Source organism: Heyndrickxia ginsengihumi (assembly GCF_011008565.1).
In the GTDB taxonomy this organism is placed as follows: Bacteria; Bacillota; Bacilli; order Bacillales; family Bacillaceae_C; genus Weizmannia; species Weizmannia ginsengihumi.
The window spans coordinates 1-25161 of sequence record NZ_JAAIWK010000031.1 but is presented as its reverse complement, the minus strand read 5'-3'; the positions used below and the strand labels follow the sequence as shown (position 1 = coordinate 25161).

22 protein-coding genes, 1 pseudogene and 1 riboswitch are annotated in these 25161 nt (G+C 37.0%); of the genes and pseudogenes, 7 read left to right on the top strand and 16 right to left on the bottom strand.

Annotation, left to right across the window (positions count from 1 at the left end; genetic code table 11):
• Positions 1 to 49: 49 nt before the first annotated feature.
• Positions 50 to 376 (bottom strand): antibiotic biosynthesis monooxygenase family protein, encoded by a 327-nt coding sequence (locus G4D61_RS15440; RefSeq protein ID WP_025730800.1) that lies wholly within the window; start codon positions 374 to 376, stop codon positions 50 to 52.
• Between the two features lie 283 nt (positions 377 to 659).
• Here G4D61_RS15440 and G4D61_RS15435 point away from each other — a divergent pair, with 283 nt between their 5' ends.
• The 3 genes from G4D61_RS15435 (at position 660) to G4D61_RS15425 (ending at position 3413) form a co-directional block, all read left to right on the top strand.
• The gene (locus tag G4D61_RS15435; RefSeq protein ID WP_025730802.1) at positions 660 to 1973 is read left to right on the top strand and encodes an aminotransferase class I/II-fold pyridoxal phosphate-dependent enzyme; all 1314 of its coding nucleotides are present in this window, start codon (positions 660 to 662) and stop codon (positions 1971 to 1973) included.
• A gap of 121 nt (positions 1974 to 2094) precedes the next feature.
• Positions 2095 to 2634, top strand: coding sequence for a shikimate kinase (locus G4D61_RS15430; RefSeq protein WP_163174297.1), 540 nt, complete (start codon positions 2095 to 2097; stop codon positions 2632 to 2634).
• A 23-nt stretch (positions 2635 to 2657) separates the two neighbouring features.
• On the top strand, positions 2658 to 3413 hold the full coding sequence (locus G4D61_RS15425) for a class I SAM-dependent methyltransferase (protein ID WP_025730806.1): 756 nt from the start codon (positions 2658 to 2660) through the stop codon (positions 3411 to 3413).
• A 117-nt stretch (positions 3414 to 3530) separates the two neighbouring features.
• Here G4D61_RS15425 and G4D61_RS15420 read toward each other — a convergent pair whose 3' ends face one another.
• The 6 genes from G4D61_RS15420 to G4D61_RS15395 form a co-directional block, all read right to left on the bottom strand.
• Positions 3531 to 4106, bottom strand: a complete 576-nt coding sequence (locus tag G4D61_RS15420; RefSeq protein WP_306304302.1) for a TetR/AcrR family transcriptional regulator — start codon at positions 4104 to 4106, stop codon at positions 3531 to 3533.
• A gap of 174 nt (positions 4107 to 4280) precedes the next feature.
• Positions 4281 to 5849, bottom strand: coding sequence for a long-chain-fatty-acid--CoA ligase (locus G4D61_RS15415; protein ID WP_205603300.1), 1569 nt, complete (start codon positions 5847 to 5849; stop codon positions 4281 to 4283).
• A 121-nt stretch (positions 5850 to 5970) separates the two neighbouring features.
• Complete coding sequence (locus tag G4D61_RS15410) at positions 5971 to 6366, bottom strand: MaoC/PaaZ C-terminal domain-containing protein (protein ID WP_025730811.1); 396 nt, start codon at positions 6364 to 6366, stop codon at positions 5971 to 5973.
• A complete protein-coding gene (locus G4D61_RS15405; RefSeq protein WP_025730812.1) occupies positions 6363 to 6812 on the bottom strand; it encodes a MaoC family dehydratase N-terminal domain-containing protein in 450 nt (149 codons plus the stop codon). The genes G4D61_RS15410 and G4D61_RS15405 overlap by 4 nt, the downstream gene beginning before the upstream one ends.
• A gap of 25 nt (positions 6813 to 6837) precedes the next feature.
• Positions 6838 to 7602 (bottom strand): 3-oxoacyl-ACP reductase FabG, encoded by a 765-nt coding sequence (fabG, locus tag G4D61_RS15400; RefSeq protein ID WP_163174293.1) that lies wholly within the window; start codon positions 7600 to 7602, stop codon positions 6838 to 6840.
• 65 nt (positions 7603 to 7667) lie between these two features.
• Positions 7668 to 8846 (bottom strand): acyl-CoA dehydrogenase family protein, encoded by a 1179-nt coding sequence (locus tag G4D61_RS15395; RefSeq protein ID WP_025730816.1) that lies wholly within the window; start codon positions 8844 to 8846, stop codon positions 7668 to 7670.
• A gap of 498 nt (positions 8847 to 9344) precedes the next feature.
• Between G4D61_RS15395 and G4D61_RS15390 the strand changes: the two genes are divergently transcribed.
• Both G4D61_RS15390 and G4D61_RS15385 read left to right on the top strand, forming a co-directional pair.
• Positions 9345 to 9818, top strand: a complete 474-nt coding sequence (locus G4D61_RS15390) for a MarR family transcriptional regulator (protein WP_025730818.1) — start codon at positions 9345 to 9347, stop codon at positions 9816 to 9818.
• A gap of 139 nt (positions 9819 to 9957) precedes the next feature.
• A complete protein-coding gene (locus G4D61_RS15385) occupies positions 9958 to 11367 on the top strand; it encodes an MDR family MFS transporter (protein WP_035353705.1) in 1410 nt (469 codons plus the stop codon).
• A 142-nt stretch (positions 11368 to 11509) separates the two neighbouring features.
• Here the strand turns inward: G4D61_RS15385 and G4D61_RS15380 are convergent, their stop codons facing one another.
• Together G4D61_RS15380 and G4D61_RS15375 are read right to left on the bottom strand one after the other, a co-directional pair.
• Positions 11510 to 11797, bottom strand: coding sequence for a DUF6509 family protein (locus G4D61_RS15380; protein ID WP_025730822.1), 288 nt, complete (start codon positions 11795 to 11797; stop codon positions 11510 to 11512).
• Between the two features lie 409 nt (positions 11798 to 12206).
• A complete protein-coding gene (locus G4D61_RS15375) occupies positions 12207 to 13346 on the bottom strand; it encodes a 5-methyltetrahydropteroyltriglutamate--homocysteine S-methyltransferase (protein ID WP_025730823.1) in 1140 nt (379 codons plus the stop codon).
• A 165-nt stretch (positions 13347 to 13511) separates the two neighbouring features.
• A riboswitch (SAM riboswitch) is annotated at positions 13512 to 13616 on the bottom strand.
• A 424-nt stretch (positions 13617 to 14040) separates the two neighbouring features.
• Here G4D61_RS15375 and G4D61_RS15370 point away from each other — a divergent pair.
• Positions 14041 to 14194, top strand: a pseudogene (locus G4D61_RS15370) (EamA family transporter); the annotation flags it as partial.
• A 186-nt stretch (positions 14195 to 14380) separates the two neighbouring features.
• Here the strand turns inward: G4D61_RS15370 and G4D61_RS15365 are convergent.
• Positions 14381 to 16243, bottom strand: coding sequence for a sigma-54-dependent Fis family transcriptional regulator (locus G4D61_RS15365; protein WP_035349027.1), 1863 nt, complete (start codon positions 16241 to 16243; stop codon positions 14381 to 14383).
• Between the two features lie 318 nt (positions 16244 to 16561).
• Between G4D61_RS15365 and G4D61_RS15360 the strand changes: the two genes are divergently transcribed.
• Entirely contained in the window at positions 16562 to 17467 is a 906-nt protein-coding gene (locus G4D61_RS15360; RefSeq protein ID WP_163174291.1) for a DMT family transporter, read from the top strand.
• Positions 17468 to 18031: 564 nt separating this feature from the next.
• Here the strand turns inward: G4D61_RS15360 and lpdA are convergent.
• From lpdA to G4D61_RS15330, 6 genes are all read right to left on the bottom strand, one after another.
• The gene (gene lpdA / locus G4D61_RS15355; RefSeq protein WP_025730828.1) at positions 18032 to 19411 is read right to left on the bottom strand and encodes a dihydrolipoyl dehydrogenase; all 1380 of its coding nucleotides are present in this window, start codon (positions 19409 to 19411) and stop codon (positions 18032 to 18034) included.
• 16 nt (positions 19412 to 19427) lie between these two features.
• Positions 19428 to 20687, bottom strand: a complete 1260-nt coding sequence (locus tag G4D61_RS15350; RefSeq protein ID WP_025730830.1) for a dihydrolipoamide acetyltransferase family protein — start codon at positions 20685 to 20687, stop codon at positions 19428 to 19430.
• A 22-nt stretch (positions 20688 to 20709) separates the two neighbouring features.
• Positions 20710 to 21738: an alpha-ketoacid dehydrogenase subunit beta gene (locus tag G4D61_RS15345; RefSeq protein ID WP_025730831.1), complete on the bottom strand. Its 1029-nt coding sequence runs from the start codon at positions 21736 to 21738 to the stop codon at positions 20710 to 20712.
• A 47-nt stretch (positions 21739 to 21785) separates the two neighbouring features.
• Complete coding sequence (locus tag G4D61_RS15340) at positions 21786 to 22784, bottom strand: thiamine pyrophosphate-dependent dehydrogenase E1 component subunit alpha (protein WP_025730833.1); 999 nt, start codon at positions 22782 to 22784, stop codon at positions 21786 to 21788.
• Positions 22785 to 22946: 162 nt separating this feature from the next.
• Positions 22947 to 24020: an NAD(P)H-dependent flavin oxidoreductase gene (locus G4D61_RS15335; protein ID WP_035353713.1), complete on the bottom strand. Its 1074-nt coding sequence runs from the start codon at positions 24018 to 24020 to the stop codon at positions 22947 to 22949.
• 131 nt (positions 24021 to 24151) lie between these two features.
• A complete protein-coding gene (locus tag G4D61_RS15330; RefSeq protein ID WP_163174289.1) occupies positions 24152 to 24910 on the bottom strand; it encodes a MerR family transcriptional regulator in 759 nt (252 codons plus the stop codon).
• Positions 24911 to 25161: the final 251 nt, after the last annotated feature.

The following is a 25161-nucleotide window of genomic DNA, read 5'->3' as shown; positions in this document are numbered from 1 at the left end:
ACAAGGAGGACAGCAATATAATATCTATATACCTTTCATGATTCTAAGCTCAACTATTAAAAAATTGTTCTCTTTCTACTTTGCAGACTCTGATCGTATAACTTTTGTACCACTCTGTTTTCCCTTTTTGTTGTGCTACCTGATGTGCAGCATGTTCTTTCCAGTTCTTAATTGCTTCCAAGGAATTCCAGTATGAAATGGTGATGCCAAGCTGATCATCGCGTGCACTCTCCACACCTAAAAAACCATTTTGCTGTGACGCCAATTCCACCATCTTATTCGCCATACGCACATATCCCTGATCACTATCAGTCCGCTGCGATGAAAAAATAACCGCATAGTAAGGTGGCTGAGGTCTACTCGTATGATCGCCCATCATTCTTCCCCCCTTTTTTTATTTATAGTTTAACATTTGTTAAAATCTTTCTTCTATTTAAATAAAGTTATTTGTTTTTACAAGTTTTTCCTAAATTGAATGGAAAGAGTAGTACAAAATTCAGCCCGCATCTGATCAGAAATCAACAACATTTATAATATTTTTTGAATTAAATATTATAATGTGAAAAACCTAAAAATAATGTAAATGACTAATGAATTTGCTCATTGGTTGTGATAGTATGGAATAAATAGAGAATCAATTATGAGAGGAATGAATTCACTTGGAACAACCTGCACAGCTGTTAAATGATGAACTGATTGCAGAAAATCAACATGTTTATGAAATGTTATCTAACCTCGGAAAGGCACTATATTATCCAAAAGGGATTTTAACACAATCTGCTGAGGCGAAACAAAAAGCAACTAAATACAATGCAACCATTGGTATCGCTACAGAAGGCGACGGACCAATGTATCTTCCATTAATTCAAGATACACTCTCCTCCTATAATCCAGAGGATATATATACATATGCACCAACACAAGGAAAACCGGAGCTTCGAAAAGCGTGGAAGGAAAAAATGTTAAAAGAAAATCCTTCTTTGCAAGGTAAAAGTATTGGTGATCCAATTGTAACAAATGCACTTACTCATGGACTCAGTATCATTGCTGATATGTTTGCTGATGTGAATGACACATTAATTTTACCTGATAAATTTTGGGGAAACTACAAATTAGTCTTTAATATTAGAAGAGGCGCAAACATCAAAACGTACCGCCTATTTAATGAACAACAGCAATTTAATGCTGAAGGTTTGCGCGAAGCTATTTTGCAGCAAAAAGATAACGGAAAAGCAATTGTATTATTGAATTTCCCTAATAATCCAACTGGATATACACCTACTGTAGATGAAGTCGATCAAATTGTTGCTGTCATTAAAGAATGCGCAGAATCAGGCATAAATATTGTAGCTGTGACAGATGATGCATACTTTCAATTATTCTTCGAGGATTCTATTAAGGAATCGATTTTTGCAAAATTAGCCAATATCCACGATCGCGTATTAGCTGTAAAAATTGACGGTGCAACGAAAGAAGAATACGTTTGGGGATTCAGAGTAGGATTTATAACGTACGCAAGCAAAAGTCAAAAAGTATTGAAGGTTCTAGAGGAAAAAACAAAAGGGATTATCCGTGGAACGATTTCAAGTTCTCCACATCCTACCCAAACGTTTGTATTAAAAGCCATTCAATCACCTGAATTTGAAGACCAAAAGCAACAAAAATATGTCATTATGAAAAAGCGTGCCAATAAAGTAAAAGAACTATTAATAAATACAGAAAAATATAAAGAAGTCTGGTCTTTCTATCCATTTAATTCTGGCTATTTTATGTGCTTAAAACTTCATAATATTAATGCGGAAACATTACGCCTTCATCTCCTTGATAAATATGGTGTTGGTACGATTTCAATCAATGCGACTGATTTAAGAATTGCTTTCTCTTGTGTTGAAGAAAGCGAATTAGAAAATCTGTTTGAACTAATTTATCAAGCTGCTAAAGAACTTAGCAACGAACGTGCAGAAATGTTATAATATATTATTTGAAAGGCTATTGGCTATGCCAGTAGCTTTTTCTTTTAAGCGTTTTTTAAACAATGAAGATAAATTAATGCAAACGTGGATTTCATGGATTATATAGATTGGAGCTTGTTTTATGTATAAGAAAGAAAAACATTCGGCTAGTAAAAAAAACATCGTGTTAATTGGATTTATGGGAGTTGGCAAAACAACCGTTGGGCAAATGATTGCAACAAAGCTAAAAAGAGAGTTCATTGATATCGATCAATATATAGAACAAACATATCATATGTCCATACCGCAAATATTTGAGCAAAAAGGTGAACCATATTTCCGTAAACTTGAAAGAAAAACAGTCATTGATATTTGTCAGCATCATTATAACAACATCGTTTCCTTAGGCGGAGGAGCTTTTCAGCAAAAAGAAATTAGGGAATTTTGTTTAGAAAACTGTCTCGTCCTTTACTTAGATATTTCATGGGAAAGCTGGAAAGCAAGATTTGAACTTATTAATGAGAATCGTCCCGTATTAAATAACCGCTCTCTATATGATATTCAGCAATTATTTAACGAACGAAAACATGCTTATTCGATGCATCATTTAAAAATCAATACAGATAACAAAAGTCCAGAGGAAGTTACAGCGTCCATTATTGAAGCATTACAAGATAATTGATTTCATTGTAAAGGTGATTACATATGGAAAATATAGACAAGTTTAATGGCAAAGCGGAAACATACGAAAAATTTCGTCCTAGTTATCCTGAAGAACTAATAAAGGACTTGATTGCAGAACATTCTTTAGATCAACATAAAGTCGTTGCAGATATCGGATCTGGAACTGGAATGATGGCAAAAGCATTACTTGATCATCATGTAAAAGTCATTGCCATTGAACCCAATGACGATATGCGCCGAATTGCTGAGGAACGGTTACATTCTAATCCATTATTTACTGCCGTCAACGGTACCGCGGAGCAAACAACATTAAAATCTAATAGTGTTGATTTAATTACTGTAGCTCAAGCTTTCCATTGGTTTGATCCAGAACAATTTAAAAAAGAATGCCAACGGATTTTAAAACCGAATCGGAAGGTTATATTGGTTTGGAATCGCCGTGTAACCGAAAACCAACTGATTCAAGAAACCATTACTTTATATAAAAAATATTGTCCAAATTTTCACGGCTTTTCTGAAGGAATTGAGCAGAATTCAGACATTTATCTAACCTTTTTTCGTAACGGAAACTATCAATTTAAAAGTTATGATCACCCTCTTTATTACAACATAGAAGGATTCATCGGCCGCCATCTGTCTGCATCGTATGCACCAAAACCGGATGATCAGCATTTTCATGAATTTATCGAGGCTTTTTCAGAACTTTTTCATAAATACAGCAAAGATGGAATCATTATGATGCCTCATGTGACACATAGCTACAGTGGTAATGTCTAATCTCCGTTCGTATTGCTTTAAACCGCCATCCCCACCTGCTGCTCAATACGGCGGGGCGGGGCTTTTTTAATCGTTTCTCTTTATCTTCCTTAAATTGTTATCAAACCCTTATCCATTTTATTCAGATTGTACAATCGCCCCTTTTAGGACGATATCAACAAACGTTCGTGCTAATTCCTCCTCAGTTACTTCTCCCTCTGGATTAAACCAATAATAGCTCCAATTTGTCATCCCTAAAATTCCAAAAGTAAGAATATCAGGACGCAAATGATCTTTAAATTCCCCGTTTTCTATGCCATCTTCAATTAAACTTTGAACATTTGCACGGAATATATTCCGTTTCCTTTTGATTTCTTTAAGATGTCCTTCGCTTAAATGACGCATCTCACGAAAAAATATTCGCGCACTCCTCTTATTCAGTCTTATATTACGAATGATCATATAAACCATATCATACAGCTTCGAGTGATGCTCTTTGCACGGATCATTTAAAATAATTTCCTGCTGCCGAATTAAATGCTCAATATAATCTAAATGAATATTTGTGAGCAATTGCTGTTTACTTTTATAATAGTAATAAAAGGTTCCTTTCGTTACGCCTAGAGAATCTACAATATCTTGAACTGAAGTTCCCATATAACCTTTTTCATCGAATAGCCGAATACTTGTATCTATAATTTTTTCTCGCATCATCTATTGCCCACTCACTTCCTTTGATTTGAATATGATCATTTACAATATTCTGACTCATTTGATAGTTATTGTATCTCTTACTTGCATATTGCACAATGATTTTTACGATCTATCAATCTATTAAAGTCTTTTTAATAAGCAATTCTATACGCCATTCACAAGTTGATGTACATTCTATTTCAATAATCTTTTCAAAATTTTCCCGACGGGATTTCTCGGTAAGCTATCCCTTATTTCATATATTTTTGGAACCTTGTATCTTGTTAATCGTTGGTAGCAAAAAGCTTTGACTTGATTGATATCAAGCGTTGTCCCTTCTTTAGGGACAATGAAGGCCTTTATAATTTCTCCCCGTTCTTGATCAGGCACTCCGATGACAGCTGCTTCGACTACATATGGATACTCATATAAAACATTTTCAACCTCTTGCGGATATACATTAAAGCCACTAACAATCATCATTTCTTTTTTTCTACCAACAATATAAAAATAGCCATCTTCATCCATCATTGCGAGGTCGCCTGTATGAAACCAGCCATGTTTAAATGCTTTATTTGTTTCTTCTTCTTTTTGCCAATAGCCAAGCATTACTTGTGGTCCTTTAATCAATAGCTCACCAATTGTATTCACAGGCAGCTCAGCTTCTTCGTCATTTACAATCTTACAGTCGGTTTTTGGAAAAGGTACACCGATGCTTCCAATTTTTCTTACGCCAAAAGGCGGATTTCGGTGTGTAACAGGAGAAGCCTCAGATAATCCATATCCTTCTTCAATTGTAACACCAGTAATCCTTTCGAATTTCCGAATAATTTCATCGGGCAATGGAGCTGATCCACTTGTACATATCTTTAAACAGTCTAACCCACATTGTTCAATATTTGGATAATTTACGAATGCACTAAACATTTTCGGTACACCAGGAAACATACTTGGCTTATAAGTTTTGATTATTTTTAAAACGACATTCATATCAAATCTAGGAACGATGATATTCGCTGCTCCTGTATATATTCCAACATTCATTCCTGCTGTCATGCCATACACGTGATACAGCGGGATAACTGTTAAGAGGGTCTCATGCTCCCATTGAATACGATCTCCATAAATAATATTACTTTGAACAAGATTAGAAAAAAGATTAAAATGCGATAGCATTGCCCCCTTCATCTTCCCAGTCGTTCCGCCAGTGTATTGAATAACCGCAACATCTTTTTTTATATCAATTTGCGCTTTATTTCCAGATGGAGAAGATTGTTCAATTAGGTTTGCAATATTGTAGAATGATTGATTTTTTGCGGGCGTTCCACTAGTAAATACGTGAGTAAAATCTGTAAATTCCGTAATTTTTTCTATGTAATCGGATTGAATGACAAGATAAGAAAGTTCCGCATCTGTAAAAATTTCTGCAAGCTCCCTTTTCGTATACATCGGATTAATTTGAACAACAATCATTCCTAATTTCATTGCGGCATAATAGCATCGCACATAGTCAGGGTGATTTTCCATCATAACGCCGATTCTTTCAGATTTTTTTAGCCCTAGTTTATACCATGCGTGCGCTAAACAATCGACTTCAGTTTTTAATTGCTTAAACGTTATTTGATTGTCTTCATATATTAAAGCGGTCTTTTCACCGAGTTTGCCTGCAGTATGTTCTAACATGCTGTATAAATCACTTTCAGGTGTCGTAAACGCTGTTTCTACATCAACTATATATTTATCTAACCATGGTCGTTTTTCCATGCTTCTCACCTCAACACATTATGATTGTAACGAAAAACCAGTAACAACCGAAATAAAGAAGCTACTGGATTACAATTCACCCACCAATCAGGTAGGCGAATGCAAATCATATTGATTCCTTTTAATATTGGGCAAATACGATTGTCCCTTTAATCACTTGCTGATTATTTTCGTTTGTGGCCTCAACATTAAAGATAAGTCTATCGTCTAATTTCTCAAATAACGTCGCTTTTAATGTTAGTACATCATTTAAAAATACCATCCCACTAAAACGAATTTCATAATCTTGGATAAAGCCTTCATCATAATATGCAGTAAAAAGTTTAGCTAAATTGCCCATCGTCCACATACCATGGGCAATAATACCGGGAAGGCCTGCTGATGTTGCTTCCTCATCAATCGTATGAATTGGATTAAAATCTCCAGACGCACCAGCATATTTAATTAAGTCTAAACGAGAAACGGGATTTAGCTTTATTTCTTGCAGAGAGTCACCTATTTGCAATGACGTTATCATAACCCCATCCCCTTTCTAACCGCCTCAGTTATAATGATTACTGAAGTAGAGGTAAATATGTTCTTTCCGCATGGTTCCTCTCCGCTTGACGCAAGCACAAGAAATCCCATTTCCCCATTCTTTCCGTGTCTTTCATAGTAATCTTTCACTTCCGAATAACAATAAATCGTTTCTCCGATAAATAAAGGTCTTTCATAATGAAAGCTTTGTTCACCGTGTATCAAACCTTTTGCAGGCAAATGCAGCCCTTTAATTGCTCCATAATCAAACACTCTCGGAAAGGTTGGTGGAGCAATATTGCATCCAAAGTGAGAATTGTTACCGAATTCTTCATCAATAAAAATTGGGTGCGGATCACCGATCGCTTCTGCAAATCTTTTGACTAAACCTCTTTCGACGATATTCTTCACTTTGTCTCCACGCTTTCCAATATAGTTTTGATACAATGAAGTCACCCCCATCAGATATGATCTAGTTTTTCGGCCCACCGGCAACATAAAGAACCTGGCCATTAACGAACGAAGAATGCCTATCTGCAAAAAACGCGACAGCATTGGCAATATCTTCAGGCTTGCCGCTGCGGCCAACAGGTATATTAGCAACACTCGCTTTTACTAAATCTTCAAATGAGATTCCGATTCTTTTTGCTGTTTCTTTTGTCATTTCTGTTTCTATAAAACCAGGAGCAACAGCATTTACAGTAATTCCAAATTTTCCAAGTTCGATCGCTAATGTTTTTGTAAAGCCTTGTAAGCCTGCTTTTGCAGTTGCATAGTTTGCTTGCCCACGATTCCCAAGTGCAGAAGTAGAAGAAATATTAATGATGCGCCCATATTTTTGTTGAACCATGTATGTCTGTACAGCTCTTGTCGTATGAAAAGAACCTTTCAAATGCACATTTATTACAGTTTCCCAATCAGCATCTGTCATTTTAAATAAAAGATTGTCGCGAATGACACCTGCATTATTTACTGCAATATCAATCGATCCAAAAGAATTATAGATTTCTTTTACGGCTTTTTCTACTTGCTGTGCATCTGTTACATCAACTACATCCGTATATACTTTAGCACCTCTATTCAGCAATTCTTTTTCGGTCTCTTTTAATGCCGCTTCATTTACGTCGATAATGGCTACCTTTGCCCCTTCCCCAGCAAAAAGTTCAGAAATTGCCTTACCAATTCCACGGCTTCCACCTGTAATAAGTGCTCCTTGATGAGCAAATCTACCAGCCATTGCTATTCCTCCTCAAAAAGTCTTTATCAAAATCTTTTTAGAAAACGTTTTCAATATTAGCCGTTTCAAATAAACTGATCCATTTTAACATGGCCCTTCATTAAATTTCGCGAAATAATCATACGCTGAATTTCATCAGTACCATCATAAATTCTCCACAGTCTCGCCTCACGGTACCATCTTTCTACTGGCAGTTCTCTTGTATAGCCCATACCACCATGGATTTGTAATACGCGATCTACTACTCTATTTCCCATGTTTGCACCATATAATTTGGCCATAGAAGCTAAATGCCGGTTATCTTCACCTTGATCAAGTGTAAAAGCAGCATTTAATACGAGCCATTTTGCGGCCTCAATTTCAACAGCTGAATCAGCAATCATCCATTGAATCGCCTGTCTTTCCGCAATTGGCTTACCAAATGTTTCCCGTTCCTTTGCATAATCAATGGCCATTTGCAAAAGACGCTCTGCCATTCCGACAGCTCTTGCACCAACAATCCATCTTGCAAAACCAATCCACTCTAGCCCCAATTGATAGCCTTTATGGACGGTTCCTAAAATGTTTTCTTCAGGTACTCGAACATTTTCAAATATTAAACTAGCTGGGCCCCATTCACCCATCGTATGAATATATTCTGATCTCCAGCCCATATCACGGTCTGCAATAAAACATGTAACACCTTCTCGTCCTTTTGTAGCTTGATGCATTTCTTTATCGGTAATAGCAATCACCATGACAAAATCGGCTTCGTTTCCCCCAGTAATAAAAGTTTTTTCCCCGTTTAGTACCCACGCATTGCCATCTCTCACTGCCGTCATTTTAATATTTCGTGTATCTGATCCTGCACTTGGCTCGGTCATTGCAAAACAAGATTTCTTTTCCCCATTGATTGTCGGGATCAGATATTTTTTCTTCTGTTCTTCATTTCCATAATAAAGGATATTATCAGCAGAACCGCCAAACTGAAAAGGAACAAATGTTTTTGACGTTTCCATCAGTATAATAGCCATCATCATCTGCCCTAAATCAGCTCCTCCATATGCTGATGGCGTATTGATTCCCCAAAATCCAAATTCTTTTGCTTTTAATTGCAACTCCTTGAGTTTACTCGGAGCAATACTTGGCTTTCCTTCCCTTTCGTTTTTTAAAACTTCATATTCAAGGGGCATCAGTTCTTTCTCAACAAATTTTCTAATTGTCTGTTGAACTAATTTTTGCTCATCTGTCAGTCGTAAATGCATATAACCAACTCCTATTGTATCTACTTCATAAACTATATTGTCATGTATATGATTCATAGGCAGGCAACATACCTACTAGTTAGTATGTATTTTCCTTTAAAAAACTAGAAATGCTCCTGTTTCAGACTGCAGAAAGCGAAGGTTTTGAAACGAGTTGTTTCGGCTTCAACATTCTATTTACTAGTAATTCTGGCAAATTATCGCTAATCTGTTTTTTAAATCAGATCATATTCCTCCATCTTTTTGCCAATTCAAAGTCTTAGTCCAGCTAGGTGCAGCCTTATGCAAGTTTTTAGATAATTGCCCTTTAGTGGATTGGTTTATTTAATCAATGGTGATCAAATGATAACTAGCATTTGTTTACTTGGGAGTTAAAGGCTTTTGTCTCTCTTTTTCACGTATAGCTCAATTCCTTAAATAATTTTTTAAATTGTTGAAGTGGAAACAGAAATTTAATATATAATATTGTTAATGTCCCAACGAGGGGGAGGATAGGCCATGAACAAAGAAGAACAGCTCATCATGAATTTCAGGGACTTGTTTAACAAGATGGCTTGGCTTAATAAGCCAAAGATGGAACGCTGTCTTAAAGGGTATAAGCCTTCTGAAGTACATTGTATAGAATTCATTGAAAAAAACGGAAATACGAATGTGACAAAACTTGCGGAGTCTCTTTATATGACGAGGGGCGCAATAAGCAAAATGACTAAGAAGCTCATAGAAAAAGGCTTAATCGAAAGCTACCAGAAGCCGGAAAACAAAAAAGAAATCTATTTTAGGCTTACTGAGAAAGGGAAAGAAATTTATAAAATCCATGAGGAACTGCACAAAGAGTTTCTAGAGCGCGATAAGGCAGTATTTGAACAGGTAAGCGAGGAACAATTTGACATTATGATTAGCTTCGCGGAAAGGTATAATAGGCATTTGGATGCAGAAATAAGAAAACATGGTGTAAATATGAAGTCTGAATAAATTTGTAACGACAGGCAGCCTAGCTCTATTGCGATCCGGCTGCATTTTTTATCTCTATATTTTGTTGACAAGGAAACAAAAACATGTTATTTTTTTGTTAACAAGGAAACAAAATTGTTACTTTCGAGAGGAGAATAATATGTTAACAAACAAAGTAAAGGAACAAGGATTACCGAAAGAAATCCTTATGGCTGCCTGGGCAATTGCACTTGGAGCAATTGCCCCAATGCTTGACTCAACGATGGTGAACATTGCCATCGACAAATTAAATAAGGATTTCAACACGACGTTGGATACTATTCAATGGGCCGTTACAGGTTATGTTTTAGCCCTTGCGATTGCAGTTCCAGTATCCGGATGGCTTATGAACAAATTTAACGGAAAGAAAATCTTCATCGGTGCAGTCATCGCTTTTGGTGTAACTTCTGTTTTTGCTGGGATTAGTTGGGACATTTCTAGTTTTATCTTATTCCGTTTGCTTCAAGGCTTTAGTGCTGGGATTATTACCCCGCTTATGTCAACACTATTAGTCAAAACAGCAGGTCCAGATAATCTAGGGAAAGTTATGGCCATCGTCAGCACACCAATGATTTTCGGTCCAATCTTAGGACCTGTAATCGGAGGCTTCATCGTTCAAGCTGCATCATGGCATTGGATTTTCTTCATCAACGTGTTCATCGTTTTGATTGCTGCACCACTTATGATGAAAACTATTCCAGACTTTGAACCATTCAACAAAAATAGTAAACTCGATATTTTTGGGATTGTCGATTTATCCTTAATGAGCGCAGCATTGATTTACGGAATTACGAAAGCAGCGGACCATGCATCTTTTAACAATAGTGAAACAATCCTATGGGTGGGCATCGGCCTTGCTTTCGCTGTAAGTTACCTCGTATATAATCGAATCAGAAAAAATCAAACCGTACTCCCCATCAATTTGTTTGCACACAAGAGTTTCTTAGCATCAAGCATCGGGTTATTTTTAGCGAATATTGCCGTCATGGGACCTATGTTAATACTCCCATTGTTCTTCCAAAACTTCCGTCATTTCACGGCAATCGAAGCTGCGCTTGCATTAATCCCTCAAGGGGTTGGGATGCTCGTTACTCGGCCAATGATCGGAAAAATGATTGATAAGATCGGTGCAAAATACGTAGTTATAGTTAGTCTTATTCTTTCGCTTATCGGATCTATTCCGCTTATCTTTATTACCGATAAAACAAGTATGATTTGGATTGCCATCATATTATTTATCCGCGGCACCAGTTTTGGAGGAATTATGCTTCCGTTGACGAGTGACGCTTATACAGGACTTGACAGCAAACAACTTCCAGAAGCAGGTGTCGGTATTAATATTATTGAAAACCTTGGTTCAAGTTTCGGTTCAGCTATTATCGCAACAGTGGTCGCAAATGTCGTACAAGGATTGCAACCAACGATTGCCAATGGTTTAAAAGGTTACCATGCCGGATTTTTAGTATCTGCCATCGTCCTTGTGGTAATCTTCATCCCAAGTCTATTCCTCACACATAAAAAGAATGCATAATAAAGAACCTGCGTTTGAACATTTGAGCGCAAGTTCTTTTTAGATCAAATATACAGCTAGCGGAAACATCTATTACCTCGGAGAACTACCATCTAAATCTATCTAAAAAAGAAAACAGGAACGTCCCTGTTTTCTTTTTTGATTACATTGCTTCGATTACTTCCTTACAGTAGTCATTCACTAATTGTTTTTCATCATCTTCAAGCTCAAAATCAAGCGGCTGATTACTTAGTTTTTCATAAATTTGATAAAGGGCAATTTTTGACTGCTGTTCATCTACAGCATAAATAACTTTTAATGATAATCCTTTATCAGTATATAATTCATCGTCTTCCGAAACTTCGATATCAAGATAAAATTCATAGCGATCACCTATAATAATACCTGTCGGATCGACGAGTTTTTCTACTTCGTGCCCGGTAATCTTCATAAATCATTCGTCCTTTCAACTTATCTACTGCATTTACTTTGAATATTATACACCACTTAGAGCTATACTCAAAAAAGTTCTATATTCGAAATAAAAAGTAATAATTGATAATAGATGGATCCTTGAAATGATTGATTGACACTACAGGGGTGCGCTTTCCGCGGGCGGTCAGGGAGCCTCCTCAGCAATTGCCTGTAGAGTTGCCATGATGATTGAGAGGAAGAAAAATCCTTGTTTTTTAACGAATCTAGTAAACTACTGAGACTAAATGTTTAATGAAAAGTCAAGCTTGGCAAAGCAATATACAACTTGATCATGACAAAAAGGTTTAGAATGAAGCCATTCTAAACCTTTTTGTCAACAAATCAAAGAACATTCCGTAAGAATTACTTTATTCATTAATTAGCCTTTATTTCCATACATCATCTGCAATCTTTTTAACCCATTTCAACTTTTCCCATTGCTCTTCTTCTGTAAGCAGATTTCCTTCTTCTGTTGAAGCAAATCCACATTGAGGGCTCAGTGCAAGCTGCTCCAAAGGGACAAATTGTGATGCTTCTTGAATACGTGCTTTAATATTTTCGATATCTTCTAGTTCAGCAGATTTGGATGTAATTAGTCCTAAAACAATATGTAAATCTTTTCTTGTGACGAAACGTAAAGGTTTGAAATCACCTGAGCGTTCACTGTCATATTCAAGGAAATAACCATCAACATTGATTTGATTAAATAATATTTCTGCAACAGGTTCATATCCTCCAGAAAATGCCCAAGAGGAAGCATAATTACCACGACAAATATGCATCGTCACAATTAAATCTGCTGGTTTATCTTCCAATGCTTTGTTTAATGCTTGCGCACATCTTCGCGCAACATCTTCTGCGTCACTCTCTGTACCTTTTAATGCTTCACGATTTTTTGGATCTGCCAAAAATCCCCAGTTTGTATCATCTATTTGCAAGTAGCGACAGCCGAGATGATAAAATGCATGGACGGCTTTTTTATAAGCCTTCGCTAAATCATCATAATATTCATCCAAGTCGGGATATATATCACGGTTAATAATAGCTGGACGGCTTAATAGACTAAGGCTCGGAATTGTTTGTTTTGCAATGAAACCATCTTCATTTTCGCCAATGGCCTCTTTTAAAAATTTAAAATGTTCAAGGAAAGGATGATCATCAGGAAAATCGATTTTTTCAGTCACACGGATACCATGCCCCCTAGTTTCAATATGATGAAATTTTAGTCCGTGTTCCTTATCAAAACCTTCTATCCCCGTTAAGCCTTCTAGAAAATCAAAATGCCACCAGCTGCGGCGGAATTCACCATCGGTAATTGCTAGAACGCCGGCCTCTTTCTGCTTCTCTACAATTCTACGAATTTCTTCATTCTCTATGGCTGTTAATTGGTCCGCTGAAATAATTCCGTTTTCTTTGTCTAAACGCGCTTTTTTTAATCGTTCAGGTCGCAATAAACTCCCGACATGGTCTGCTCGAAATGGCGGAAGTGTACGTTTTAATGATTGTAATGCTGGTTGAATTGTCATTGTTTTAGCTCCTTCATAAATAAATTCATATTCCATATTTATTTTCGAAATAATATGTATATTAAATCGATCATATGGTTGTTTTTCTGATCAACTCCCCTAATTAAAGTAAAAAAGCTGGTTTCCTCATCATAAGAAAACCAGCTTTTTAGCTTTACGTCCGTTTTCTTATCTCTCAGATTAAACATCTGCTGGAATTAACACCATACACATATATGTGCTGGTTGTCGGATTTCATCGGGCCAGTCCCTCCATCACTCTTGATAAGACATATTTAATTATGAATTTAGTTTAATACGATGATCATTTATTGTCAATATATTAAATTAAAAATATTAATTTTAGGAGAAATAGTCTGTAAAATACATACTATAATTAAAGTTACTAATTTACTTAAAGGAATCGTTGATTTCCGCTTCAGGATGCTCGTTTTTCCCGCAGGAGTCTCAAACGTTACGCTCCAATCGATTTTATGAATTGTTTGATAAAAAGCAAGAGAGTTTACAAATATGAGCCCTTTATGAGTATCTTTTTAATCCATTTCATTATGATAAGAGGTAAATTACATGATGTATCATCATCCATTATTTAAACAAGATGTGCCTCTAGCATTTACTCGTTCTTAAAGGAGAAGTTTAACTAAATACTCCTTTAAGGCATAGAACATTTAAAATGCATATGGAGGGTATTAAAAATGAATAATACAATACTAGGTTCAATGTTCTTAATATTAGCAGCAAGTATTGGGTGGCATGTATGTCGTTGTTAAAGTTGTTGTAACCGTCATTCCACCGTTACAACTTGTTTGGCTGCGCTATCTTGTCGCAATCGCTGTCCTCTTCTCAGTGGATTGATTTTCAACAAAACAAAAGTGGAAAATCGCCCATAAAGATATGGGTGACTTATCCTTGGAGAAAACATTGGCGGAACTTTTTGGCTAGGTCTCTTTTTAATTTTAGTGGGGGTTGTTATTGCATATGAACAAAGATAGTTTCATTTTTAAAGGAGACGGCATTATGCCATCTCCTTCTTTATTACGATAATCCTAATTTTTTCGCTCTCCGATAAAAAGTGCTTCTAGGAATACCAAGTAATTTAGCTGCTGCGGATGCGTTTCCGCAAGTTTTCTGCAACGCTTCAATCATCATCTCTCTTTGAATTTTTTCGCGCGTATTATATTTTGTAACTTGAACAGGTGTCTCTATATCACTATTTGAGTGGTGGTTTCCTTTAAACAAAGATAATAATTCTACAATGGAATTGCTATTAGCACCCGCGGATATTTTAAGATTTTCTAATATATTCATCAGTTCTCTAATATTCCCAGGCCAATCATAGCTTTGCAATTGTTCGAGAAGTTGAACGGGCAAATCAAGATGACAGTTGTTTGTCTGGCAAAAATAATGAATAAAAGCAGGGATATCTTCTCTTCTTTCTTTCAATGTAGGTACGTGAATTGGAAATACATGCAGACGATAATATAGATCTTGCCGGAATGTCCCCTCTTTGACAAGCTGAAAAAGATCACGGTGAGTAGCCGCAATAATGCGAATATCAATAGGTACCTCTTTCGTTCCGCCAATAGGGATGACTTTTCTTTCTTGAAGAACGCGTAAAATAGCAACTTGCATCGCTGGAGGCATTTCACCAATTTCATCAAGAAATAATGTTCCATGATTCGCCTGTTCAAATTTCCCTTTATATCCTTGCCGTTTTGCCCCTGTAAAAGCTCCTTCAACATAACCGAATAGTTCACTTTCCATTAAGGCTTTTGGTATAGCCCCACAATTCACGGCAATAAATGGTCCGTTTTTTCTTGAACTATTCTCATGGATGGCGCGGGCAATTAATTCTTTTCCAGTACCTGTTTCACCCAATATATAAACACTGGAATCTGTTTTTGATACTAGCTTTGCTTTTTCAATTGTATTTATAAATACTTCACTTGTGCCAATAACTCCTTGAAATTGGAAGGGCTCTTCTTCTTTATGGACTATCTGGAAATGACGGTGTTGTCGAACTTTTGCTTCGGAAAGAAGTAAACATGTTCCCAACTTTTTCTGCTTTTTTGATAAAATTGGTTTCTGTTTTTGAATGTTATAACCACTTGAAAGTAGATCTTCTATTTTCATATTGGAATATTGAGGATTTTTTTCGCGAATAATCCGGCTCGCTGATATGATGAATCCTTGATCATTACAAACGACAAAAGGAACATCTGGATTCATTTCAATGAAATCAATTGCTTGCTCAAAAATCGAAATGTCTTGCTCATGGTTCACTATGTTCAATTCTTGCTCAATCATATAGGCAATAGATGTTACAGTACCGAGCATAAGCGGGTGGGATTGTTCTAGAGGACAAGAAATATCAATGATACCGAGCAACTGCTTGTTTTGATCATAAATTGGTGTTGCCGAACAGCTCCAACGATGTGAAGCAACGGAAAAATGTTCAGTTCCATTGATCATCACAGCTTCGCCGGTTTGAAGTGCTGTTCCGATTGCATTTGTTCCAACTTTATCTTCGGTCCAGCAAGCCCCTTCAACAAAATTGATTTTTTCTGCTTCGTATACTGTTCCGCGATGTCCTCGAATAGATAGAACAACACCTTCAGGGTCAATGACAAGAGCCATCATTCCCGATTGCTGAAGAATGGGGTCAATATGTGCAAGATGTGAAGAAGCTACCTCCAATAATTGGGCGTACTTAACTTTTTGCCTCTGCAATTGTTCATTTGACAAAAGATAATGTCCTTTTGTCAAATATGGATTGACTTCTCCCTGTTTACATCGATACCATGATTCTATGACTCTTTTATTCAAGCGTGCTGAATCTAACACCCCTTCATGGACAAATCGTTTCCATGTATTTAAGTAGCATTTTGTCGTCGTTATCAAATGATCCACCTCTCATCAATAGGTTTACAATGTTAATGACAGAAACTGGGAAATATTTTACTTAAGTGACTAGTGAAGAGAAAACAGGACCTATTCCATTAAACATGTAAGCTATGTATATTATACATATAATTGAATACGCTTTCAATTTTTATAATTCTTTATTTTTCGACATAACTTTCGTTTGAAAGCTGCATGTTCACGCTTCAAGACTTGGCGTTAATTATAATCGGAATAGATATACGGCGAATATTCAATTGACGAATAATATCGTGTGGCTTTATGATAAAGGAAATACTGAATGGAGTGAAAATAATGAAAATAACTGAATTTAGCGCTCTGCTAATTCTAGGAGCGCTATGGGGGGCCTCTTTTTTATTTATGCGTATTGCTTCTCCTGTATTAGGACCTCTCGTCTTAATTGATGTTCGTGTCATGATTGCTGGGCTGTTCCTCCTTATATATGCATTATTAATAAGAAGACTTCCAAACTTAAAAGCAAAATGGAAGGAATACTTGTTGTTAGGAGCTTTCAACGCAGCGATTCCATTTACATTAATCGCTACATCTACACTTCATTTGACTGCCTCTATTGCAGCAATTCTTAATGCAACAACACCTGTCTTCACCGCAATTGTTGCGCGTATTTGGTTAAAGGAAACATTAACATTGCGAAAGTTAATCGGCATTCCAATCGGTATGGTCGGTGTTGTCATTCTTGTTGGCTGGAGTTCCGTTTCATTAACATTCACTGTTATCATATCAATTTGTTTTTCTTTATTAGCTGCTCTATTTTACGGCATTGGCGGAGTCTATACGAAACGTGTTTTTGTTGGAGAGCCTCCACTTACATTAGCGACTGGCCAGCAATTAGGGGCAGGACTTCTACTTATTCCATTTAGTGTGACAAATCTACCTCATCAGCCTGTCACATTTACTGTTGCAATCGCAGTTATCAGTCTAGCAATTTTTTCGACATCCATCGGATATTTGCTCTATTTTTATCTCATTCATCATGTTGGGCCAACGAAAACATTAAGCGTCACATTTCTAGTTCCGCTCTTTGGTGTAATATTTGGAGTGCTATTTCTTCATGAACATATTTCTGTAGGTACAATTTTTGGCTTAATCACCATTTTTGGAAGCACAATGTTTATGAACGATGTAAAATTGAAAAAAACAGTGAAGAAACCACTATGTGTTGAAGGAATAGAAAAATAGATGCAATTGCAGTTTATTCATTAAAAGGCTTTTATTGTAATTATTTATTATTTTTATTTTCTGCAGCGACTTTTTCCTCTCGTTTAGAAGAAGAACAAAAAACTACAATCACTTTTGGATGATTAAGATATTCATTGATCTTTACAGAAGGGCGTTGTTTTTAATTGAATTTGTGCCCCTAAAGCGGATCATGAAGAAGTTGATCGGAGCGGAAATCAAATACCCTTTTGGATGACCACTCCTCTTTTTCTTAATTTTTACGCAATAATAGTTCATCGTTTTGTTTTAATTTTAACTTTAATTTAATAATTTTCTCATCGTTCTTAATCTGTTTGTAATGGTTGTATAATGTTCCTTCTGTATTCTTTATTACATACTATTAAAACATTCAGAGGAGCAACTACATATGAAAAGGTTAAAAGCAATTGTTTGCTTTTTTCGTAGATGTCATAAATATGATTATTACACAAGCGAGTGCGTTACATGCGGAAAGAAAAGAAAACATGAATACGACAAAATCTCGGAAGCATAACTGATATCCGAGATTTTGTCGTATGTGTATGATTATATATGAATGGACTGACCATTTGCATTTAAAATGGCTTCATGGATCGCTTCGGATAATGTTGGGTGAGCTGCAATAAAGTGATCCATACTGTCTGAAGTTAGCTCGGCATGTAGCATGATAGTCCCTTGACCAATTAATTCTGTTGCATGAGGTCCAACAATGGAAATCCCAATAATTTCATCGTACTCCGGATCAATTAATACTTTAACCTTACCTTCTTGTTCATTTGCGATGAGTGCTTTCCCGTTTGCCGAGAAGGGAAACTCACCTTTTTTTATATGTGGATACATTTCATTGGCGGTTTTTTCAGTCATACCAACACTGGCAATCTCAGGGAATGTATAAATACAGCGTGGTACAGCCCGATAATTAACTTTTGCCTCTAGCCCGGATGCATTGGATGCTGCTACCTCTCCTTCATGAAAGCCGACGTGTGCGAGCTGTATTCCTCCGACTACATCTCCACATGCATAAATATTTGGAACTGTTGTTTGCATCTGTTCATTAACAATAATGCCTCGTTTGCTCACTTCTACGCCGATGTATTCTAAATTTAAATCATGGATACGGGGACTTCTTCCAATAGCAACAAGAATATAATCAGCGTAAACCTCGTGTTTTCCCTGTTCATTTTCGAGCAATGCTACTTGATTGATGTTGTCAAGTTCTTTTACAGCAGTGGAAGTTCGTATTGTTACGCCATCCTGTTGCAATTGATTATGTAGGAACGCAACTGTATCTTTATCTTCCCCTGGCAAGATTTGATCGGCCATTTCAACGATCGTTACTTTTGTTCCCATTCTGCTGTATATACTTGCAAACTCACAGCCAATAACACCCCCACCAACAATTAAAAGGGAGTTAGGGACTTGCGGCAACTCAAGTGCTTGATTACTGCTAATAATCCATTTTTCATCAAAAGGTGCAAACGGCAACGGTATGGACTCAGAACCAGTCGCAATAATAAATTGATCAGCTTCAACTGTTTCTTTTTGCTCATTGTTTTCAACAACCACGGTGTGGTTTGTTAAAAACGATGCCTTCCCTATTTTTATTGTTATTTTATTCTTTTTCATTAAATATTGGATACCTTGAACAAGCTTGCCAACGATTTGTTCTTTTCGTTCCAATACTTGCTGCCAATTTATGCTTACTGCGTCTACTGGTAATTGTATGCCAAATTGATTTGCATGTTTTATTTGATTAAACATTGATGCACTTTCTAACAACGTTTTTGTTGGCATACAGCCGGTATTTAAACACGTACCGCCTAAAGAACGTTGTTCAATCAGGATAACTTCTTGCCCCTGCTGGGCAGCGGTAATTGCCGCTACATATCCAGCAGGTCCTCCTCCAATGATTGCGATCGTTGTCAATAGAAGCACCTCCTTTCTACAAAAGTATTGTAATAGGTTCTTCTAAGTATTGTTTAACCGTTTGTAAAAATGCTGCAGCTGGTGCGCCATCCAATACACGATGATCGAAAGTTAAACTAAGCGGCAAAATGCTTCTTCTTTCTAATTTTCCCCCAATATAAGTTGGTACATCAGTTATTGTGCCAACTCCAAGGATGCCTGCTTCAGGTGGATTCAAAACAGGCGTAAAGAACTCAACATCATAACCGCCTAAGCTTGAAATTGTAAACGTTGATCCTTGTATGTCTTCATTTGCTAATTGCCCAGTTTTGGCGCGATCAGCAGCTTCTTTAATTTGTTTGGATAAAGCTGTCAAACTTAGCGAATCAGCATTGCGAATGACAGGTACAACCAAGCCTTTTTCTAGCGCAACCGCCATACCAAGGTGAACATGATCATACGTGTAAATTGAACCATCTTTAAAAGTACTGTTCATTTGTGGATGTTGCAATAGAGCAAGTGTTACAGCCCGAGCAACATAATCAGTAATCGTTAATTTATGTTCAAAAACTTTTGCAACAGTATCTTTCAGTTGATTTTTTAATGCTTTTAGCTCTGTTACATCTGCCTTCATTGTAATTGTTAATTGGGCACTATTTTGCAAGCTATCGAACATACGGGTTGCAATCACTTTGCGCATTCCGGTCACAGGAACTTTTTTACCTTCTTCTGCCGCAACAGTATGGTTTGCTGCAACTACTTGCGGTTCCTCTTGTACAATTGCAGTCGGTGCTGCCTTCGTCTGTTCAATCGCTTGAAGCACGTCAATTTTTACAATTCTACCTCCAGGACCTGAACCTTGAATATGTGTAATATCTAAGCCAGCTTTTTTTGCCATTTTCCGAGCAACTGGTGAGATTTTCACCCTTTTTTGTTGGCTTGCTGTTTGAACTCGTACTGTTTCAGCAGCCGGTTTATTAACATTTACCTCTTCGACTTTAGAAATATTTTGTTGTTCTTGTGGATTCTCACTAGAATGACTAATACTGACATTCTCATTTTCTTTCCCGATATATCCGATAATTGTACCAGGCGGAACTTCTTCGCCTTCAGGTACTGAAATTTTTAAAACCGTACCATTTTCAGGTGCTTCTAAATCCATTTCAATTTTTTCAGAAGAAATCGTAGCAATTAAATCTCCTTTTTGTACGGGCTCTCCCTCTGTTTTGTTCCACTGTGAAACAGTACCAACTTTCATTGCCATTCCTAATTTTGGCATAATCACTTCAGTAGCCATAACGCTCTCCCCTTTCTAAACCTTATACTCCAATCGTTTCTCCTAATAATTCTGAAACAACTTGAATGACCTTCTCAGGTGTTGGTAAATAAATATCTTCTAACTGAGGAGAAAATGGTACAGGCGTATGTGGTGCTGTAATCTTTTTAATTGGTGCATCCAAATCATCAAATCCTTTATCAGCGACAAGTGAAGCAATATCGGTCGCAACACTGCATCTCGGATTCGCTTCATCAATGACAATTAATCTATTTGTCTTCGCCACCGATGATAAAATAGTATCTTCATCAAGTGGAGATAGACTGCGGGGATCAATTACTTCTAGTTCAATTCCGTTTTTCGCTAACTGTTCAGCAGCTTGAAGTGCCGTTTGAACTTGCTTTCCAATCGCTACTACAGTAATGTCATTACCTTCACGTTTAATATCGGCTTTTCCTAATGGGATCGTATAATATCCTTCTGGTACATCCCCTGTCATGTTATAAAGAGTCTTATCTTCAAAATAGATAACTGGGTCATTATCTTCAATGGCAGCAAGTAATAACCCTTTTGCATCATAAGGAGTTGATGGAACGACTACTTTTAAACCTGGAATACTTGTGAAAAGACCATATAATGTTTGGGAATGCTGGGCAGCTGCTCTAAAACCAGCACCGTGCATTGTCCGCACAGTTACAGGTACTTGCGCTTTCCCGCCAAACATATAACGGAATTTTGCTCCTTGGTTTAATACTTCGTCTAAACAACTGCCAATGAAATCATTAAACATTAGTTCGGCAATCGGTCTAAGTCCAGTTGATGCTGCTGCCATTGCTGCTCCCATATAGCCAGCTTCAGCAATTGGCGTATCTAAAATCCGTTCACGCCCAAACTCTTGGACTAATCCTTTCGTAACACCAAGTACACCGCCCCAAGCCTCATCATCTTGCAGGTGATCAACCTGTGCACCTCCAGCCACATCTTCACCTAATAAAACAACATTTTCATCTCTTCTCATTGCTAGTTTCATAGCCTCATTAATGGCAGTTGACATACTGATCGTTCTTCCCATGTTATCTTCCTCCCTTTACTTTTCGACTGATACCTTGAACTAAATGATTAATAGGAAACATAAACATCTGTTAAAAGTTCTGATGCACTTGGATAAGGGCTTTCTTCACTAAACTTCACTGCTTCTTTAACAGCATCCTCAACTGATTTTTCCAGCGAACTTAATTCTTCTTGTGTGAAAAGATTTTGATCTAATAAGTATTGTTTATAAAGGACAATTGCATCTTTTTCTGTTAAATGCTGTTTCTTTTCCTGTTCAGGCTTATACGTTTGAGCATCACCTTCAAAATGACCGTAATTTCGATACGTAATACATTCAATAATTGTAGGTCCTTCCCCATTTCGTGCTCTCTTTACCGCTTCTTCAGCTGCTTGATAGACTGCAAGTAGATCTTTCCCATCGACGCGAATACCTGGAATATTATAGGCAATTGCACGATCAGCAATCGTTTTACAACTCGAAGCATACGTAAATGGTGTTGCTTCAGCATAGCCATTATTTTCAGCTACAAAAACAACTGGTAATTTCCATGCTGCAGCTAAATTAATCCCTTCATGGAATGTTCCATGGTTATTTGCACCATCACCAAAGAAGCAAACGCTTACATTATTTGTCTTTTTATACTTTGCTGTAAGTGCTGCCCCACATGCTAATGGAAAGCCTCCGCCAACGATTCCATTGGCTCCTAACATCCCTTTATCTAAGTCAGCGATATGCATGGAGCCACCTTTACCTTTGCATAATCCAGTAGCTTTCCCGTATATTTCTGCCATCATTCCTTTTAAATCGCATCCTTTTGCAATGCAATGACCGTGTCCGCGATGTGTACTTGTAATATAATCTTTGTCATTTAAATGGGCACAGACACCAACAGCTACTGCCTCTTCACCCGAATATAAATGAACAAAACCTGGTAGAACACCACTAGCAAAAATTTCATGAACTTTATCCTCAAATTTACGAATTTCTAACATTTTTTGATAGATCCATTGTGCTTTTTCTTTACTTAACACATTTCTACTACTTTGACTTTTTGTCGTTTTCATTATTCTACCTCCTAATTTCAAAAGTCTTTCGCTATCTATAGATGCAAGTATTGTGCCAAAAATTCGAAGCCGGTAATTTAACGTTTGATGGATGTGTCCATAAAAAAAGTGAGACAAAATTGTACAGTTGTCTCATTTTGTCTCACTTCGTCTCACTTTTGATTACGAAAATGTTTCCGCCAAACGACGAACTTGTGCTGCTAAGCCCATAATAAGTTCAGCCGCATGAATCTGTCTGCTTGAACGTGGATGTTGCCCGCTCCAAAGTGCGAGAAATTCTGGTCTATTCTGTTTTCCGGCTTCTTTGCGAATATCTTGGGTTAACACATTTTGATACGGATAAGGTAGTATATTGTGCTGCTGATCTTGCAGCATTTGAATAAACTTATTATTCATACCGCGTGCCGGTTTTCCACTAAAGGTCGCAGTCACTACTGTTTGATCTTCTGTCCCCTCTAATATTGCTTGTTTATGTAACGGATGTGCGCCGCTTTCTATACAAGTTACAAACGCAGTTCCCATTTGAACAGCTTGTGCACCTAAAATAAGTGAAGCTAGCACACCTCTTCCATCCATAATCCCACCTGCTGCAATAACGGGGATACTCACAGCATCAACGATTTGCGGAACAAGGGCCATTGTGCCGATCATAGCCAGATCAAACGCCGTTGCAAAACTGCCGCGGTGTCCTCCCGCTTCACTGCCTTGTGCAACAATCATATCCATTCCTGCTTTTTCATTTAATAATGCTTCGTTCACAGATGTGGCAGTCCCTATCAATATTATTCCTTTTTCCTTTAAACGCGCGATTTCGTTCTTTGGCGGAATTCCGAATGTAAAACTGCAAATTGGTACTCGGTGCTGAATAATAAGATCAATTTGCTTGTGAAAAAGCTCATCGTTTATCATTGGTCTTTTATATGTTGGATCCATTCCTAACTGTTTTCTAATTGGATTTAATAATTCATTAGCCGATGCAATTTCTTCTTCTGTAACAGCTGTTTGTTCAGGAACAAAGATGTTAACACTGAAAGGATTCGTTGTTAATGTTTTCACCGTTTGAATCGTATTCTCTAATGATTCCATTGTCATATATCCTGCGCCAATTGATCCTAACGCTCCTGCATTTGAAACAGCCGCCACAAGCTCTGGACTAGTCACTCCTCCCGCCATCCCTGCCTGAATGATCGGATATTGAATCGAGAGCATGTTGGTTACTTGCGTATTATTCCACATCTAACCATCTCCTACTATATATTTTTCCTAACATATTAAAGCGCTTTCAATTAAAAGTATAATAGATATCCAGTCTAAAAGCTATGCACGCTGTTTGTGTAACTTTATCTTCTCAATGAAAAAAGCAGGAGCTAATCAGCCCCCGCTTCTTCCTTTTGTCGCTCAGCAAACACACGCATCGCTTGAGACATAAATTGCGCCAATCCTTCACCGAATGCATCAATATTTTTAGTAAACCGCTCATCATCTACATACAGCTGACCTAATCCCTTAAAAGCGTCAAATGAATATTGTCCAATCTGTTGATTTAATAAATCAAACCATTTTTTTATCGTTACTTGCGCCTCTTTTGATGCTGGAAATCCAGAACGTAAATCGGCCAATTCTTTAAATATCGCATTCATTTCTTCTCTCAACGCTAATTGTTGCTCATTGGATAGCTTTCTCAATCGTGCATTTGCTTCATCCACTTTATCGTTTCCCCAACGTTTTCTAGCCTCTTGCTCATAAAGGTTCTCATCAAATTGAAAACCGGCAAATTTCTCTTCATTCGTCATTTGTACTTCCCCTTTCATATGCTGCATCGTTTTTTCGATCGTCGCAATCATTTGATCTAATTGTACGCGTTTTTCTATTAACATTTTTCTCTGTAATGTTAATGCTTCATAGCGATCAAACGATGGACTATAGATCATTTGCTTAATTGTTTGTAAAGGGAAGCCCAATTCTTTAAAAAATAAAATTTGTTGTAACAAAGCAAGATTATTTTCTGAATAAATGCGATACCCTGTATCTGAGACCTGATCAGGCACTAGTAAACCAATCTCATCGTAGTGATGTAAAGTACGGACACTTATTCCGACTAAATCAGCAACTTCTTTGATTCTCATGTTATCGACCTCCCTTATAACCAAATGTTAAGGTATTACGTAACGTGAGAGTCAATGAAAAAATAACTGTTGTTTTTCAAAAGATAATGCTCGACACTTACCTAATTTATGCAGAAACTGATTGAAGCAAAAAATGAGACCCCGCAGGCGGGAAACGAGGGCACTGAAAAAGTCCATTAAATTATTAGACGGTTAAAGGTTGAATAAATTAAACCTTTAACTGTCTTTTTAGCTTATAATAATGATATTAA